Here is a 16075-nt window from a genome sequence, read left to right as displayed (position 1 = left end):
CGTAGAAGCCAATGCGGACAACCACTGTCCGGAGTAGCGTGCCGTCCCATGTCGCGTCCTGTGCACTTCGAGATCCACGCCGCAGATCCCGAGCGAGCGCGGAACTTCTACACCTCCGTCTTCGGCTGGAAGATCGAACAGTGGGGCGACATCCCCTACTGGGTCATCACCACCGGCGACGACGACCAGCCCGGCGTGAACGGCGGCCTGCTCCCCCGCCGGGGCCCCGACCCCGAACCGGACGCGCCGATCCACGGTTACGTCATGACGATCAGCGTGATCGACATCGACGTCGCCATCGCCGCCATCGAGGTCAACGGCGGCACGGTCGCGCTGCCCAAGGACAAGATGCCCGGCGTCGGCCTGCTCGCGTACTACAAGGACACCGAGAACAACATCTTCGGCATCCTCCAGCCGGAAGAGCGCTAGGCGGGCCGCTTCCGCTTGGGCAGCCGCGCGACGACGGCCTCGTAGGAGCCGTCGACCAGCTCCAGCAGGTCGTCGTCGGGCACGGACCCCTTGAGCGCGATGGTGTTCCAGCCGTACCGGCCGACGTACCCGCTCACCGTGACGTCAGTGGGAAAGCGCTCTCGCCACACCGCGGCGGCCTCGGCGTCGGCACCGCACTTGAGCCCGACCGTGTGCACGTCAAGCCCGATGAAGGCGAACGCCTTCCCACCGACCTTGCACACCAACTCGGCCTCGCCCCACGGATACGTCTCTTCCGCGCCAGGCTTCCCCGCGCAGTAAACGATCAACTCATCCAGTGTCACAACAGGAATTATCGCGCGCCGAACACCGCGACGAAACGAGTGAGCAGCCGGGCGAACTCCGCCCGTTCCTCCTCGCTCCAGTCCGTCATGGCGGCGGCACAAGCACTTTGCCGGGCCCGGTGCAGCTCAGCGGATGTGGCCCGCCCTCGCGGCGTGCGCACGAGCAACACCCGCCGGCCGTCCGCCTTGTCCGCGATCCTCGACACCAGCCCGGCATCGACCGCACTGGTGACGAGCTTGCTGGCCCGGGGTTGATCAACGTGCAAAGCCAAGGCAACACTGGAAACCGTGGCCTGAGCCCCGGTCCGTTCCGCCGTTTCCACAACATCGAGCACGTCAAAGGCCGGAACAGCCAACTCGGCCAGCGCTCGACGTGACTGACTGCGCCGCACAGCGATCAGCGCCTGCTCCACCGCGGCGAGGTGGGAGTCCACATCCACCCAGAGATCATGGCCGTCCCGCGCCCTGACGAAAGCTGTCAGCGAACATCTCACCCCAGAGGGCGATTTACGCGCGACGCGCGAATCGTTATACGCGAGCAGGATTACCCGCCGCAGTCACCGATCTAACCGTCAGCAACGTCCATAGTGGACGAACTAGCATCCGGAGCCGCGTGAACGAAGCTCCTCAGGCGACGGCACGCCGAGCCGCGTCATCTCGGCCAGGCACACCCGGACCGCCTCGGCGGCGTCGTAGGTGATCCCGGGTTCCACCTGCCGATCCACGACGACCGTGAACCGTCCGCCGGCGACCGACCGCACCCACGGGCCGGGCACCCGGTACTCGTCCGCCGTCGGCCGGAACGACATCCACCACATCGACTTGAACGGGTACATCCGCCGCAGCCGCGGCTCCCGCATCGCCGCCTCGACGAACGCGCCCAGGCCGTCAGTCTTGTTCGCGCGGTACCGCTGCCAGCTGAGCTCGATCCGGTCGCCGCTCTCGTACGCGTCAGCGACGTCGACGAAATCGGCGAACGGCCAGGCAGCGGCCAGCTCCCGCGCGGTGGCGCCGCCGAGCCAGGCCGCGGCGGATCCGGTGACCTCGGCCAGTTCGGTCGTGGTCACCCGGCTCAGGTGCGTTTCCCGCACCTTGTGCCGCAGGTCGAACAGACGCTCGCCGGCGACCGGTGTGACGCGCACAGCGCGATCACCCCTGCTCGCCGTGACCACGAAGCCGCCGAAGGCACCCTGGGAGTCATGCAGGTCAATGGCACAGCCGGGGCAGGCGGCCTGAAGCACAGCCGTGAGGCCACCCGCGTCGACCACGTCCTGGTACAGCGATTCCCCCATGCCGCCCCAAGCTACCCGCGCGACGCGGGGTCACTTGACGCCGGCGGCGTCCATCCCTCGCAACTCCTTCTTCAGGTCCTGGATCTCGTCCCGCAGCCGGCCCGCCAGCTCGAACTGCAGATCCCGGGCCGCGTTCATCATCTGATCGGTCAGCGACTGCACCAGATCCGCCAGCTCGGACCGGGCCATCCCGGCCCGCTCGTGCGACGCGACGACCCCGGAGGAACGACCGCCCTCGCCGGTGGCCCGCTTGCCGCGGGACTGGTTCCGGCCAGAGCCGCCGACCGGGACCTCGTCCTCCACCTCGGAGTACACGGCCTCCAGGATGTCGGTGATCTTCTTGCGCAGCGGCTGCGGATCGAGGCCGCGCTCGGTGTTGTAGGCGACCTGCTTCTCACGCCGGCGGTTGGTCTCGTCGATCGCGTGCCGCATCGAGTCGGTGATCCGGTCCGCGTACATGTGGACCTCACCGGACACGTTTCGCGCGGCACGGCCGATCGTCTGCACCAGCGACGTGCCCGAGCGCAGGAAGCCTTCCTTGTCCGCGTCGAGGATCGCCACCAGCGACACCTCGGGCAGGTCGAGGCCTTCCCGGAGCAGGTTGATGCCGATCAGCACGTCGTAGTCGCCGAGCCGCAACTGCCGCAGCAGCTCGACGCGGCGCAGGGTGTCGACCTCGGAGTGCAGGTAGCGGACCCTGATGCCCAGCTCGAGCAGGTAGTCCGTCAGGTCCTCGGCCATCTTCTTGGTCAGCGTCGTGACCAGCACCCGCTCGTCGCGCTCCGCCCGTTCGCGGATCGAGTGCACCAGGTCGTCGATCTGGCCCTCGGTCGGCTTCACGACGACCTCGGGGTCGATGAGGCCGGTGGGGCGGATGACCTGCTCGACGAACTCGCCGCCGGCCTGGCCCATCTCGTACGGGCCCGGCGTGGCCGACAGGTACACGACCTGCCCGATCCGGTCGGCGAACTCCTCCCAGGTGAGCGGGCGGTTGTCCAGCGCGGACGGCAGCCGGAACCCGTGTTCGACCAGGTTGCGCTTGCGGGACGCGTCGCCCTCGTACATGCCACCGATCTGCGGCACCGTCACGTGCGACTCGTCGATGACCATCAGGAAGTCGTCCGGGAAGTAGTCGATCAGCGTCGCCGGCGCCGTCCCGGCACCGCGGCCGTCGATGTGGCGCGAGTAGTTCTCGATGCCGTTGCAGAAGCCGACCTGCTTCATCATCTCCAGGTCGTACTGGGTGCGCATGCGCAGGCGCTGGGCCTCCAGCAGCTTGCCCTGGCGGTCCATCTGCGCGAGCGTCGTCTCCAGCTCCGCCTCGATGTCGCGGATGGCGCGCTCCATGCGCTCCGGGCCCGCCACGTAGTGCGTCGCGGGGAAGATCCGGAGCTCGGAGACCTCCTTCACCACGTCGCCGGTGAGCGGGTGGAGGTAGAAGAGCTTGTCGATCTCGTCGCCGAAGAACTCGACGCGGATCGCGAGCTCCTCGTAGGACGGGATGATCTCGACCGTGTCGCCGCGCACGCGGAACGAACCGCGGGTGAACGACATGTCGTTGCGGGTGTACTGGACGTCGACCAGCAGACGCAGGAACGCGTCGCGGTCGACCTCCACGCCGGTCTCCAGCGGGATCGAGCGGTCGAGGTACGACTGGGGCGTGCCCAGGCCGTAGATGCACGACACGGACGCGACCACGATGACGTCGCGCCGGGTCAGCAGCGACATCGTGGCCGAGTGGCGCAGGCGCTCGACGTCGTCGTTGATCGAGGAGTCCTTCTCGATGTACGTGTCCGTCTGCGGGATGTACGCCTCAGGCTGGTAGTAGTCGTAGTAGCTGACGAAGTACTCCACCGCGTTGTGCGGGAAGAGCTCCTTCAGCTCGTTCGCCAGCTGGGCGGCCAGGGTCTTGTTCGGCGCCATCACCAGCGTCGGGCGCTGCAGCTTCTCGACCAGCCACGCCGTGGTCGCCGACTTGCCGGTACCCGTGGCACCGAGCAGCACCACGTCGCGCTCGCCGGCGCGGACGCGGCGTTCCAGGTCGGCGATGGCCGCCGGCTGGTCGCCGGCGGGCTGGTAGTCGCTGACCACGCGGAACTGCCCGTCGGTGCGCTCGATGTCGCCGACGGGACGGTGCTCGGAGTGCGCCTTGACGGTGCTTTCCTCTGACGGGAGCTCGGTTGCGAAAGCCACGGGAAGCACGTTACGCCGGAGGTCTGACAATTTCCGATCGAGCCTGGTCAGAGGCCTAGTCGCACGGACAGCAGTTGCAGTCGCAGTCGCAGTTCGGCCCGCAGTCACCGCCGGGGTCGCACCCGTCGCGCCGCTTGTCGCTCCACGGACCCGGGAACGGGTCGCGGCAGCAGAACTGGCAGGTCCCGCACATGTAGAGGAACGCTCCGCAGCCCTCGAAGCACCCGCGCGGCTGCCGCTGCCAGTTGATCCTCGGGTAGGCCCACAGACCGCTGCCGGGTTCGGACCACCGGCGCTTGTCCGGCGGATACTGGTGGCTCTTCCGCTTGCCGAACACCCGGACGATCGACTCCTCCAGCTCGTGCACCAGCAGCTTGTGCACGAGCCGCGCGTCGGTGAACTCCACCTCGCGCAGCGCCAGCCTGATCCCCGCGACCGCGTCGAGGCACAGCCGGTGTGCCTCCTCGACGGAGGTTCCGGTCGCCACCAACGGGTTCCACGCTCCCGAAGCGCGGTCCTCCTCCAGGTCCTCCACGGCGTCGATCAGGTGCGCCACCCGCCCGAACAGCCGCCCGACCTCGCGCAACGGCTCCACGTTGCCGGGCCTGCCGGCGATGATCGCGGTCTGCCCCACGGCGAACGCGGTCGCGGTCTCCGTGGGTTCGGTGACCACGAGCACGGAACTGCCGAGCCCCGCCCCGGCCTCCACCTCTGGCTGCCGCCGCACCGCGTCCACCATCACCGACGCGTCGAACCCGAGATCGGACGCCGTTCCCAGCCCCTTGGAAGCCCAGCGCTGTGCCACCGCGCGGCCGGCCCATCCGAGCCGTCCGGCGAGCCCGTCGCCGTCGTCCACGTGGTCCTGGATCTTCAACGACGCCAGCACGAGCGACACCGAGGCCGCCAGCCGCGCACCGTCACCGATGGCCACGTCGGCTGACTTCATGCCGCGCAACGCGCACGGCCCGGCGGTCCGCCGTGAGACGCCGGACTGCGCCTCCACCGCGGCCGAGATCATCAGCCCGTCGTAGTTGGTGACGAGACGCGAGAGATGACCGTGCTCGTCGCGCAGCGACAGGCACATTCCACAAAGGTGTGAGAGCCACGCGGACCGCAGCTCAGCGCCCATTCTGTTGCGACAGGGGCGGATGATCCCGAACATGCGCGGCATCCTAGGTGGCCGCGGCGCCCAACGATGGCAGTATCGCGGGCGTGGCACACATCCATCCGCCGAAGATCGAGTACTTCGACCTGGACGCCAAGAGCAACACCGATCCCAAGGGGCAGCTGCGCAGCGTCGACGAGTTCCGTCTCACGCCGACCGGCCTCTACATGTTCCGGCCGCTCGCGGGGCATCCGAAGATCAGCCACTTCGAGAGCTGGTTCCTGCCCAAGCTCAACCTCCGCGTCACGCGCCAGTCCTGGCATCCCGGTCACGAGCTCGACTTCGACTTCTACGTGGACGTCGTGGAGATCAACGCGATCGGCAGCGTCTGGAAAACAACCGATCTGTACCTCGACCTGATAGTCCGAACGGGTCACAGCGTGATCGTTCTGGACACGGACGAGTTGATCTCCGCAGTTCAGCAGAACCTGCTCTCGCCGCAACGCGCGCAATGGGCGCTGGAAACCACCTACTCGGCGGTGTCCGGCATTTCAGCGCACGGTCACGATGTGGTCCCGTGGCTCACCTCTTCGGGTTGTCCTACGTCCTGGCGTTAGTACACAGAGCGTGTTCGTCACCTGACCGTGACGTAACAAATCGACCCGGCGTGTAACTGCGAGCACATATTTGACTACGCTCGGCGGCGTGGGAGCGGTCACTACACCTCAGTTGGTCGATGTCGTCGACACCATTTCGGGCGTGCGCGCTTATTCGTCCGGTGGATCACGAACGCTCAGTTCGTGCAATGTCGAACGGTGGGGTCTGCGAATCGAGCATCCCACTCCGGAGGACCCGTTCTCGGACTCCGAGGTCACCTGGCTGATGCCCGAACTGGGCGTGCGCCTGACCACCTACCGCCCGCGTTCCCGGCACGCGCGCAGCACTCCGAGCGTGCTGTCCGCGGTGCGTGTCGAGCGCGACCACCGCCACTGGCAGACCACGGACCTGCTGCTGGGCCTGGCCGTTCCCGGCGGCACCACGGCCCGCATCGTACGCAGCGAGGAGTTCGCCGCCGCCGTCGCGGGCCGCGTGCTGCGACCGGGTGACGCCGACCAGGCGCTGCGCACGGTCCACCGCACCCTCGAAGAGCTGAGCAACGTCAACCACAACCTGACGTCGTGGCTGACGTGGCACGGCATCTACGACTCCTGGCCGCCCCTGTAGGCCTCGACGCGCTGCACGGCCGACTCCATCCAGGGTTCCTTCGCCTCACCGTAGGCGAAGGCGCCGGCGTCGCCCGCAAACCGTTGTGACAGCTCGAGCTTGAGGTTCGCGTACTCCTCGCGGGCCTGCGCGTCGTGCCGCAGCCAGTCGCGGAAGTCGGCCGCCCACCGCCAGTTCGGAGCACCCTCGACCCGCAGGTGCAGGTTCACGCGCCGCCCGGGGTCGGCCCCGGCGTGCAGCCGCTTGCTCCAGTCACCCTCGCCACGCGGCGTGTCCTCGTACGGCCCGACGTACGGGAACCCGGCCAGCGCCAACGCTTCCCGCAGGTCGTCCGCGGTCTCCATGTCCTCGACGGCCAACTGGAAGTCGAGCACGTCCTTGGCCGCGAGCCCAGGCACCGCCGTGGACCCGATGTGCTCGACGTGCCGCCCGCCGGCCGCCATGCTGATCCGCCGAGCGATCCGCCGAGCCTGAGCAGGCCACCGCCCGTCGTAGGGCACCACGATCGGCGACCCGGACGCGTAGGCCCCGTTCCGCAGGTTCTTCTCAAAACCCACCAGCCGGTCCCACAACGTAGTGACGTCCGGAACCTCACCACTGTTGTCCAGCCACACGTCCGCAACGGCCCGCCGCTGCTCATCGGTGGCCTGCGCGGCAATCCGGTTCTCGGCGTCCTGCCGATCCATGCCGCGGCTACCGACCAACCGCCCCAGCCGCGTGGCGGAGTCCGCGTACACGACGATCACCAGGTGGTACATGGCCGCCATGTCCCGCTCCACCAGCAACGGGATGTCGTGCACGACGATGGCGTCCTCGGCGGCCTCACTCATCCGCTGCCCGGTGAGCGCCCCGATCCGGGGATGCGTGATCCCGTTGAGCGTCTGCCGAGCCTCTTCACTCGCGAACGCCTTGGCAGCCAACGCAGCCCGATCAAGCGTGCCGTCAGCGTTGAGCACGTCCTCACCGAACGCCCGAACGACCTCCTTGAGCCCGTCAGTCCCAGGCTCAAGCACCTCACGCGCAAGCTTGTCCGCGTCGATGACAACAGCACCGCGCTCCACGAGCAACCGCGCGACCGTCGACTTGCCGGACCCGATTCCCCCGGTCAACCCCACCCTGAGCATGCGGCTCAGGTTAGACGGGAGGCGTCATCGACTGCTGGGCGAGTACCGGCAGGACCGCGACCAACTTCTCCTTGGGGATGAAGTTGTTCCGGTTGCGCACCACAAAGGTCGACTTCCCGAGCGACCCGATCAACAGCTGTTCGTCCTTGCCCTCGACCAACGTCCCCTTCTGCTTGCCGACGTCGACCTCAGTGATCTTCGCCCCCTCGGCCCGCTCAGCCTCGACACTCTCGTTGACACGAGTACGAGCCGTCAGGTCATCGGTGTACGTCGACAACCCAATGACGATCTTGGCGTCCGGCAGGTTCTTCTTCTCAGGAATCCCGTAGTAACAATCGATCTTCCCGGTCCGCCCGATCCCGGGCTCCTTGATGCCGACGATGATCCGAGGCTCCCCGCCAAGCTCCTGCCCGAGCGCCGCGTTCATGACCTCAGCAGGCACCACGAGCTCACAGTCGTCAGGCAACGCCCGATCCACCATCACCGGAACCCGCGACGGCGTAGTGGGCGGCGTGATCCGAGGAATCTGAGGCGGCGGCGCCTGAGTCTGAGGCACAGCACCAGAACAGGCAGCACAAACCACCAGCACACCCGCACCAAGCGCCACGACGAACTTGTTCCCACGCATAGGTTTGTCAACCTACACAACGACGTTGGGCCTCCACCACAGAGTGAACGGGTACGCAGACAACACCGCGAAGCCGAAGGCGAGCCGCCCTTACCGAACGGGCCAGGCGGTGGGGTCCCGTCACGAGTCGCGCTGTAGCTCTTGCTGCATCTGAGGATGGGTGTCAACTCGACACGCTTTTCGTCGAGTTGACACCCATCCTCAGATGTGGCCCGCTCTCAGTGCGGCTCGTGACGGGACCCCACCGCCAACGCAACCCTCAAAGCAACAGGCAGCCGCCCAACGCAACAGGCGTGCCATCAACCCACAGACGGCGCCACCCCCCGATCAGATTGCCGGGGGTCTGGGGGCAGAGCCCCCAGGGGAAGCACGCAACCGCACGGCCGCCCGCAAGCCAGCCACCAGACAAAGCCGCGACCCGCCCCACAAACGACGAAGACCCCCACACCCAAAGGGTGCAGGGGCCTTCGTTCAGTCAGCTAGCGCAAGCCAGGGTCTCCCCAGACTCACATGCCGCCCGACAGCTTCTCCCGAAGAGCAGCAAGCTGCTCGTCGGAGGCAAGCGTGCCACCGGACTGAGCCGGCGCACCGACGGACGCGGAAGGAGCGTCGCCACCGGAGGTGTAGTTGCCCGCACCCTCGGCAGAAGCCTCTTCCTCGGCCTCGGCGGCCTTGCGGATCTGCTTCATGTGGGCCTCGTAACGAGTGTGCGCCTCGGCGTACTGGCGCTCCCACTCCTCACGCTGCTTGTCGAAGCCCTCGCCCCACTCCTGCGACTCCGGGTCGAAGCCCTCGGGGTAGATGTAGTTGCCCTGGTCGTCGTACTCGGCGGCCATGCCGTACTGGGTCGGGTCGAACTCGGTGTCGACCGTGAAGCCCTCGTTGGCCTGCTTGAGCGACAGCGAGATGCGGCGACGGTCGAGGTCGATGTCGATGACCTTGACCATGACGTCGTCGCCGACCTGGACGACCTGCTCCGGGATCTCCACGTGGCGCTCGGCCAGCTCGGAGATGTGGACCAGGCCCTCGATGCCCTCGTCCACGCGGACGAACGCACCGAACGGAACCAGCTTGGTGACCTTGCCCGGCACGATCTGGCCGATCGCGTGGGTGCGGGCGAACTGGCGCCACGGGTCTTCCTGCGTCGCCTTGAGCGACAGCGACACGCGCTCGCGCTCCATGTCGACGTCGAGGACCTCGACGGTGACTTCCTGGCCGACCTCGACAACCTCGGACGGGTGGTCGATGTGCTTCCAGGACAGCTCCGACACGTGGACGAGACCGTCGACGCCACCCAGGTCCACGAAGGCACCGAAGTTGACGATCGAGGACACGACGCCCTTGCGGACCTGGCCCTTCTGCAGCTGGTTGAGGAACTCGCTGCGGACCTCGGACTGGGTCTGCTCAAGCCACGCGCGGCGGGACAGGACCACGTTGTTGCGGTTCTTGTCCAGCTCGATGATCTTCGCCTCGAGCTCACGGCCGACGTACGGCTGGAGGTCGCGGACGCGACGCATCTCGACGAGCGAGGCGGGGAGGAAGCCGCGGAGGCCGATGTCGAGGATGAGACCACCCTTGACGACCTCGATGACCGTGCCCTTGACGGGCTCGTCCTTCTCCTTGAGCGCCTCGATGGTGCCCCAGGCGCGCTCGTACTGAGCACGCTTCTTGGAGAGGATCAGACGGCCTTCCTTGTCCTCCTTCTGGAGAACAAGCGCCTCGACCTCGTCACCGACCTTGACGACCTCGTTGGGGTCGACGTCGTGCTTGATCGACAGTTCGCGCGAGGGGATGACGCCCTCGGTCTTGTAGCCGATGTCGAGCAGGACCTCGTCCCGGTCGACCTTGACGATCGTGCCCTCAACGATGTCGCCATCGTTGAAGTACTTGATCGTCTTGTCGATAGCTGCGAGGAAGTCCTCCTCCGTCCCGATGTCGTTGATCGCGACCTGCTTGGGAGCAGCGGCAACGGGGGCGGTGGTGGTGTCGGTGGACATTAGGTAGGTGGCTCCGGTACGGATTGGCATTGATTGGCTGGTAGTGGTGCGCGCGCAGCGACACAGCGACCTGGAATCCCACGGTTCTGGATCATGGGCAGCACTAACCCACTACGCACGCGATATCGTACGCGGCCGCGAGACGCGCAAGCAAACCAGCCCCCATGTGAAGGAGCAGTGTGTCCAACCAGCACGCGAGCGCGGAGCAAGCGCTCGGCACCACCGGCATCGTCAAGCGCGGGGCGGACGCCGCCGAGTCGCGGGTGGCGAACCGAATCTGGTGGGACGCGGACGCCGACGACTACCACGAGACGCACGGCGACTTCCTGGGTGCGGCGGACTTCGTCTGGTGCCCGGAGGGCGTGCGCGAGGACGACGTCAGGTTCCTGGGTGAAATCGCTGGTCAACGGGTCCTGGAGGTCGGCTGCGGCAGTGCCCCGTGCGCCCGCTGGCTCAAGGACAACAAGGCGGACGTCACCGCTTTCGACATCTCCGAGGGCATGCTCCGGCACGCCCGCGTGAACAACGCGGCCACCGGAATCGACGTCCCGCTCGTCCAGGCCAGCGCCGACCAGCTGCCGTTCAGGGACGACTCCTTCGACGCCGCCTGCAGCGCGTTCGGCGCAGTGCCGTTCGTCGCGGACGTCCAGGAAGTTTTCCGCGAACTCGCCCGCGTGCTCCGGCCGGGCGCGCCCTGGGTGTTCTCGGTCAACCACCCGATGCGGTGGATCTTCCCCGACGACCCCGGTCCGCTCGGTCTCACCGTCACGCAGTCCTACTTCGACCGCACCCCCTATGTAGAGGTGGACGACGAGGGCAGGGCCACCTACGTGGAGCACCACCGCACGCTCGGCGACTACGTCCGCGCGCTCACGAACACCGGTTTCGTGGTCGAGGACCTGGTCGAGCCCGAATGGCCGAAGGGCCACACCCGCGACTGGGGCCAGTGGAGCCCCCTGCGCGGCAAGCTCTTCCCCGGCACCGCGATCTTCCGGACCCGCCTGACGTCGTAATCTCCACGGTCATGACCTCGGCACGCGGACTCGTGGCGGCCCAGTCAGCACGTTTCGCGTCGCTGGACCCGTTGCTCCCGCCCGCCACCGAACCGCCGATGGACGGCCACGTCATCACGGCGGCGCTGGCGGACGGCACGCGCGTGGCCGGGGTCGTCAGCCACCAGAGCTTCGAACCGCACTCGACCACGCGACTGTGGTCGACGGCCGAGGTCTGGGAGATGCTCCCCCTGGTCGGGGAGGCGCAGGGCATGGACGCGCTGCTCACCCGCTTCCGCCGGCACCTCGACTCGCAGGAGGTCGGCGACGACACGGCGTGCGTCGTGCACTGGCCGAGCCGCGACAGCAAAGCCGCACGGGCGTTCCTGGATCACGGCCTCGTGCCGCTGTCCGTGCTCGCCGTGCGTCTGAAGACGCCGGCCCAGCACATGTCCCGCACGCTCACGATCCGCCGTGCGACCCCGCACGACCTGGAGACCGTGCTGGAGCTGTCACTCGCGGAGCTGGAGTACTCCTCCTACGTGGGCTCGACGATCGTGCGCCCGGAGGCCGCGGCGACGAAGCGGCGCGCGCTGGTCGAGCGGCTCAAGAACGCGAGCCCCATCTGGCTCGCCGAACGCGACGGCATCGCGGTGGCGCTCGCCGAGTGCGCGATCGTGTCGTCCGAGCCCGGCACGATGGCGGCGGCGCGACTCCCCCGCGGCCGCTGGGGCTATGTGAACTGCGTCTCCGTGCTCCCCGGCGCCCGCGGCACGGGCATCGGCCAGCAGCTCCTCGCCCACGCCCACCAGGAGCTTCACCGGATGGGCACGGTCGGCACCTACCTCTACTACAACCCGCCGAACCCGCTGAGCAGCGTCTTCTGGCCGCGTCAGGGCTACCGGCCGCTGTGGACCGTCTGGGAAGTACGCCCCGCCTCCGCCCTTAGGTGACCTATGTCCGAGTTGCAGAGCGCCGAAGGCTGCGGGAGAATTTGTACTGACCGGTCAGTTTAAACGGAGGGTAAAGCCGTGGAGATCCACGCAAGTCGAGCAGGCGTCAACGGGGGCCATGGTCCCCTGCTCCGGCCGACTTCGCTGATCGTGAAGCCCGGCGAGCTCACGCTGGTCGCGGGCGAGCCCGGCACCGGTCACACGGCGTTCGGCCTGCTGCTGTCCGGCCGCATGAAGCCGTCCACAGGCACCGTGTCGCCGGACGCGAAGACGCTGCGCAAGCGCGTCGTGCTGATCGACGCCCCCGAGGTGAACGAACCGGAAGAGGCGCTGACCCTGTCCGCCGTCGTCGGCGAGGAGCTCGCGATGAACGGCATGCCCTCCGGCAAGAAGGCAGTGCACGACTGGTTGGTGGAGCACGCCGCCGACGAACACGCGGCCAAGCGCTTCGAACACGTGCCAGCGCGCACGCGTTGCGCCGTGATGCTCGACCTGGCCGCCGCACGCCCCGGCGTCACGGCGCTGATCCTCGACTGCCCCGACCGCTACCACCCTGATCCGCGCGAGTGGTTCGCACTGGCCCACGACCACGTGACCCCCGAACGGTCCGTCGTCGTCCTGTGCTCGAACTCCTCCGCTCACATCCTCGACCTCCCGCACGCGCGCCTTGGTGAGGACAACGACACCAAGATGGAGATCACCGCATGAGCGCCCTTCGCATGGCCTTCAACGAACTCCGCCGGATCACCTCCGGCAAGCTCCCTAAGCTCGCCGTCCTGGCGCTGGCGCTCGTGCCACTGCTGTACGCGTCGCTGTACCTGTACGCCAACAAGGACCCGTACGCGAACCTCAACCACGTCCCCGCCGCGCTGGTCGTGAAGGACAAGGGCGCCAAGGACCTCAACGCCGGCAAGGACGTCGCGGACGAACTGCTGAACGGCAAGAAGTTCAACTGGCAGGTCGTCGACGACGCCGACGAGGGCGTGCGCAAGGGCAAGTACATCTTCGCCCTGACGCTGCCGGAGGACTTCTCCGAGGCGCTCACGTCCGCCGAGCAGAACAAGCCGCGCCAGGGCGTGCTGACCCTGACGACCAACGACGCCAACAACTACCTGGGCAGCACGATCGCGAACCAGGTCGTGTCCGAGGTGCGCAGGGCGGTCACGGCGAAGGTCTCCACCGAGGCCGCGGACAAGCTGCTGCTCGGCTTCTCCACGATCCGCCAGGAGACCACCAAGGCCGCCGACGGCGCCAAGCAACTCGCGGACGGCAGCGCGACGTTGCGCGACAAGGTCGGCGAGCTCGACAGCGGCGTCCAGCAGCTCTCCACGGGTGCGGTGACGGCGGCCAACGGTGCCGCGCAGCTCCGTGACGGCACGCACGAACTCCGTTCGCAGACCGCACCACTGCCAGAAGGTGCCAAGAAGATCGCGGACGGCGCTCGCCAGGTCGCCACCGGCAACGAGACCGCGGCGACCCAGGCAGAGGAGTACGCGAAGAAGGCCCAGGCGCTCGTCGGCGTGCTCGACCAGGCCAACGGTGACATCGCGACCCGCCTGCGCGCCTTGGGTTTCACCGAGGAGCAGGTGCAGAACGTGCTGGGCACGATCGGCCAGGTCCGCAAGCCGGTCGACGACGCCAACGGCAAGGTCCAGGGCGCCGCCGGTGATCTCCGCAAGCTCGCGACCGGCGCGGACCAGGTGGCCGACGGCGCCGAGCAGCTCTCGTCCAAGATGCCAGGCCTCGTCTCCGGCATCGCCAAGCTCGACGACGGCGCGACGAAGCTCGCCGACGGCAACGCCCAGCTCCGCGACGGCCTGCAGAAGGCGGCCACCGGCACCCCGCAGCTCAAGGACGGCGCCACGAAGCTCGCGAGCGGTGCGGCGGAACTGAGCGACGGCCTGTCCGGCGGCATCAACAAGATCCCGAACCAGGACGACCCGACGCGTGCCGCGATCGCGCAGGCGATCGGTGACCCGGTGGCGGTGCGCGGCCTGTCCCAGACGAAGGCCGCCACGTACGGCGCCGGCCTGGCACCGTTCTTCCTGGGCCTGGCGACGTGGATCGGCGCGTTCGTGCTGTTCCTGCTGCTGCGCCCGCTCTCCCGCCGTGCGCTCGCCGCCGGTCAGTCAGCGCTGCGTGTCGCGTTGGGCGGTTGGCTGCCGGGTGCGTTGCTCGGCGTCGTGCAGGTGCTGGTGATGTTCACGGTCGTGCGGTTCGTGGTCGACATCGAGCCGTCGAACCCCATCGGCACGTTCGGGTTCCTCGCGCTGATGTCGCTGACGTTCGTGGCGATCCTGCACGCGCTGAACGCCGCGTTCGGCGCGGTGGGCAAGTTCCTGGGCCTGATCCTGCTGATCCTTCAGCTGGTCAGCGCGGGTGGCACGTTCCCGTGGCAGACGATCCCCGTGCCGCTGTACCCGCTGCACTACGGCCTGCCGATGGGCTACGCGGTCGACGGCCTGCGCCACCTCATGTACGGCGGCGACCTGGGAAGCGTCGGAAAGGACGCGCTGATCCTTCTCGCCTGGCTGCTCGGAGCCCTAGCCTTGTCGTCCGTGGCGGCCTACAAGCAGCGGGTGTGGACAGCGTCCAAGCTGAAGCCGGAGCTCGTGCTGTGAGCGCGCGAACGACAGCGACCAAGCAGAAGCTCTTCGACGCGGCGTTGAAGCTGGTCGGCGAACGGGGCGCGGCCTCGGTGACGGTCGACGAGATAGCCGCGGAGGCGGGCGTCGCCAAAGGCACGATCTACTACAACTTCGCCTCGAAGGACGCCCTCGTCGAAGCGCTGCTGCACCACGGCGTGGAGATCCTCGCGGGCCGGCTGCGGTCCGCGGAGGGTTCCGAGGACTCGCTGGAGGCGCTGGTCGACGAGATGCTCGGTTTCTGGGCCGAGTACCCGGCGTTCGGCCAGCTGCTCGTCTCGGAACTGTGGCGCACACCGGGCCAGTGGCACGGCACTCTCTCGTTGCTGCGCGACGACATCGTGTCGATCGTGCGCGGTCAGATGAAGCGCCTGTCCGACGCGGGCCGCCTGCCGGAAGGGGTCGAGGTCGGCACCGCGTCGGCGGCGTTGTTCGGCACGTTGCTCGTGATCGCACTGGACTGGCAGGTGTTCCAGCCGGAGCGGTCACGCGCGGAGGTGCGCGAGTCGGTCATGCTGCTGGTGCGGGGGATGCGCTCGGCTCGGTGACCTGCATCTCGTTCACCAGGCTGATCATCCGGCCGGCGAGCACGGCGGCGGCGATCAGGGCCAGCACGGAGATCGTGGCCAGCGTGACGACGTCCTGCACGGCGCTCATCACGGACACCGCGGAGATCACGTTCGACCCGATGTAGCAGAGCCACCAGGCTGTGACGAGACCGCTCTGAGGCCGCTGCTTCAGCCCGGTCATGGGTCGCGAGCGGTCGGACCCGCGCCAGATGTCCTGCATCACCGCGTACGGGATGAACAGGTTCGCGAACGGGATGATCCATCCCACGAACACCCACATGTTCGTGTAGCGAGCCTGGTGCTTGGACGTGATGGCGTCGGCGTTGAGCCGTGCCTGGTTCATCCAGACGACGAACAACACCCCGGCCACGACGTTGGCGAGCAACGAGACCCAGTAGGCGGTCGGACTCGGCTCCGCGTACACGGAGGTCCACAGCAACACGGTCTCGACGACCTCGATGCCCGTCGCGAACGCGATCGCGCCCGTCGCCGCCTTGCCGATGGCGCGCGCGGGCCTGACAACAGCACTCATTTTGTTTCCCCCAGAAACACACGTCCCCCGACGTCGGCGCGGAGCGTA

17 protein-coding genes are annotated in these 16075 nt (G+C 67.8%); 8 read left to right on the top strand and 9 right to left on the bottom strand.

The window, feature by feature from the left end; genetic code table 11:
* Nucleotides 1–48 precede the first annotated feature (48 nt).
* On the top strand, nucleotides 49–429 hold the full coding sequence (locus OG205_RS43005; protein WP_330273505.1) for a VOC family protein: 381 nt from the start codon (nucleotides 49–51) through the stop codon (nucleotides 427–429).
* Here OG205_RS43005 and OG205_RS43000 read toward each other — a convergent pair.
* The 5 genes from OG205_RS43000 to OG205_RS42980 all read right to left on the bottom strand — a co-directional run bounded on the left by OG205_RS43000 (nucleotide 426) and on the right by OG205_RS42980 (nucleotide 5387).
* A complete protein-coding gene (locus tag OG205_RS43000) occupies nucleotides 426–773 on the bottom strand; it encodes an MmcQ/YjbR family DNA-binding protein (protein ID WP_330273504.1) in 348 nt (115 codons plus the stop codon). The two genes, OG205_RS43005 and OG205_RS43000, sit on opposite strands and share 4 nt — an antisense overlap.
* 8 nt (nucleotides 774–781) lie before the next feature.
* Nucleotides 782–1186, bottom strand: a complete 405-nt coding sequence (locus OG205_RS42995) for a MarR family winged helix-turn-helix transcriptional regulator (protein ID WP_330273503.1) — start codon at nucleotides 1184–1186, stop codon at nucleotides 782–784.
* Nucleotides 1187–1369: 183 nt separating this feature from the next.
* The gene (locus OG205_RS42990; RefSeq protein WP_330273502.1) at nucleotides 1370–2065 is read right to left on the bottom strand and encodes a DUF6193 family natural product biosynthesis protein; all 696 of its coding nucleotides are present in this window, start codon (nucleotides 2063–2065) and stop codon (nucleotides 1370–1372) included.
* A 30-nt stretch (nucleotides 2066–2095) separates the two neighbouring features.
* Entirely contained in the window at nucleotides 2096–4258 is a 2163-nt protein-coding gene (gene uvrB, locus OG205_RS42985) for an excinuclease ABC subunit UvrB (protein WP_330273501.1), read from the bottom strand.
* A gap of 55 nt (nucleotides 4259–4313) precedes the next feature.
* Entirely contained in the window at nucleotides 4314–5387 is a 1074-nt protein-coding gene (locus OG205_RS42980; protein WP_442916865.1) for a DUF5685 family protein, read from the bottom strand.
* Nucleotides 5388–5470: 83 nt separating this feature from the next.
* Here OG205_RS42980 and OG205_RS42975 point away from each other — a divergent pair, with 83 nt between their 5' ends.
* Both OG205_RS42975 and OG205_RS42970 read left to right on the top strand, forming a co-directional pair.
* The gene (locus OG205_RS42975; RefSeq protein WP_330273499.1) at nucleotides 5471–5980 is read left to right on the top strand and encodes a DUF402 domain-containing protein; all 510 of its coding nucleotides are present in this window, start codon (nucleotides 5471–5473) and stop codon (nucleotides 5978–5980) included.
* Between the two features lie 88 nt (nucleotides 5981–6068).
* Nucleotides 6069–6587, top strand: coding sequence for a DUF402 domain-containing protein (locus OG205_RS42970; protein ID WP_093596810.1), 519 nt, complete (start codon nucleotides 6069–6071; stop codon nucleotides 6585–6587).
* On the opposite strand, the gene coaE is transcribed toward OG205_RS42970, so the two are convergent.
* From coaE to rpsA, 3 genes are all read right to left on the bottom strand, one after another.
* Nucleotides 6563–7711, bottom strand: coding sequence for a dephospho-CoA kinase (gene coaE, locus OG205_RS42965; protein WP_330273498.1), 1149 nt, complete (start codon nucleotides 7709–7711; stop codon nucleotides 6563–6565). The genes OG205_RS42970 and coaE overlap by 25 nt on opposite strands.
* 10 nt (nucleotides 7712–7721) lie before the next feature.
* Nucleotides 7722–8177 carry a hypothetical protein gene (locus OG205_RS42960; protein ID WP_330273497.1) on the bottom strand — a complete coding sequence of 152 codons (456 nt, stop codon included), beginning with the start codon at nucleotides 8175–8177 and terminating at the stop codon, nucleotides 7722–7724.
* Between the two features lie 668 nt (nucleotides 8178–8845).
* Nucleotides 8846–10336, bottom strand: coding sequence for a 30S ribosomal protein S1 (rpsA, locus tag OG205_RS42955; protein WP_319977070.1), 1491 nt, complete (start codon nucleotides 10334–10336; stop codon nucleotides 8846–8848).
* A 179-nt stretch (nucleotides 10337–10515) separates the two neighbouring features.
* Here rpsA and OG205_RS42950 point away from each other — a divergent pair, with 179 nt between their 5' ends.
* From OG205_RS42950 to OG205_RS42930, 5 genes are all read left to right on the top strand, one after another.
* Complete coding sequence (locus OG205_RS42950) at nucleotides 10516–11349, top strand: class I SAM-dependent methyltransferase (protein WP_330273496.1); 834 nt, start codon at nucleotides 10516–10518, stop codon at nucleotides 11347–11349.
* An 11-nt stretch (nucleotides 11350–11360) separates the two neighbouring features.
* Complete coding sequence (locus OG205_RS42945) at nucleotides 11361–12281, top strand: GNAT family N-acetyltransferase (protein WP_330273495.1); 921 nt, start codon at nucleotides 11361–11363, stop codon at nucleotides 12279–12281.
* Nucleotides 12282–12359: 78 nt separating this feature from the next.
* Nucleotides 12360–12989: a hypothetical protein gene (locus OG205_RS42940; protein WP_330273494.1), complete on the top strand. Its 630-nt coding sequence runs from the start codon at nucleotides 12360–12362 to the stop codon at nucleotides 12987–12989.
* A complete protein-coding gene (locus OG205_RS42935) occupies nucleotides 12986–14902 on the top strand; it encodes a YhgE/Pip domain-containing protein (protein WP_330273493.1) in 1917 nt (638 codons plus the stop codon). The genes OG205_RS42940 and OG205_RS42935 overlap by 4 nt, the downstream gene beginning before the upstream one ends.
* Nucleotides 14899–15474: a TetR/AcrR family transcriptional regulator gene (locus OG205_RS42930; RefSeq protein WP_191302665.1), complete on the top strand. Its 576-nt coding sequence runs from the start codon at nucleotides 14899–14901 to the stop codon at nucleotides 15472–15474. The genes OG205_RS42935 and OG205_RS42930 overlap by 4 nt, the downstream gene beginning before the upstream one ends.
* On the opposite strand, the gene OG205_RS42925 is transcribed toward OG205_RS42930, so the two are convergent.
* Nucleotides 15437–16027 (bottom strand): DUF4328 domain-containing protein, encoded by a 591-nt coding sequence (locus OG205_RS42925; protein ID WP_330273492.1) that lies wholly within the window; start codon nucleotides 16025–16027, stop codon nucleotides 15437–15439. The genes OG205_RS42930 and OG205_RS42925 overlap by 38 nt on opposite strands.
* Nucleotides 16028–16075: the final 48 nt, after the last annotated feature.

It is taken from the genome of Lentzea sp. NBC_00516, assembly GCF_036346835.1.
In the GTDB taxonomy this organism is placed as follows: domain Bacteria; phylum Actinomycetota; class Actinomycetes; order Mycobacteriales; family Pseudonocardiaceae; genus Lentzea; species Lentzea sokolovensis.
Note: the sequence above shows the minus strand (reverse complement) of the source record. Positions and strands in the feature narration are given on the sequence as shown.

What these genes read in the sequence shown, in the direction of transcription:
- OG205_RS42990 (WP_330273502.1), bottom strand. Translation starts at nt 2,065, where the DNA reads ATGGGGGAATCGCTGTACCAGGACGTGGTCGACGCGGGTGGCCTCACG.
- rpsA (WP_319977070.1), bottom strand. Translation starts at nt 10,336, where the DNA reads ATGTCCACCGACACCACCACCGCCCCCGTTGCCGCTGCTCCCAAGCAG.
- OG205_RS42945 (WP_330273495.1), top strand. Translation starts at nt 11,361, where the DNA reads ATGACCTCGGCACGCGGACTCGTGGCGGCCCAGTCAGCACGTTTCGCG.
- OG205_RS42925 (WP_330273492.1), bottom strand. Translation starts at nt 16,027, where the DNA reads ATGAGTGCTGTTGTCAGGCCCGCGCGCGCCATCGGCAAGGCGGCGACG.
- coaE (WP_330273498.1), bottom strand. Translation starts at nt 7,711, where the DNA reads ATGCTCAGGGTGGGGTTGACCGGGGGAATCGGGTCCGGCAAGTCGACG.
- OG205_RS42935 (WP_330273493.1), top strand. Translation starts at nt 12,986, where the DNA reads ATGAGCGCCCTTCGCATGGCCTTCAACGAACTCCGCCGGATCACCTCC.
- OG205_RS43005 (WP_330273505.1), top strand. Translation starts at nt 49, where the DNA reads ATGTCGCGTCCTGTGCACTTCGAGATCCACGCCGCAGATCCCGAGCGA.
- OG205_RS42980 (WP_442916865.1), bottom strand. Translation starts at nt 5,387, where the DNA reads ATGGGCGCTGAGCTGCGGTCCGCGTGGCTCTCACACCTTTGTGGAATG.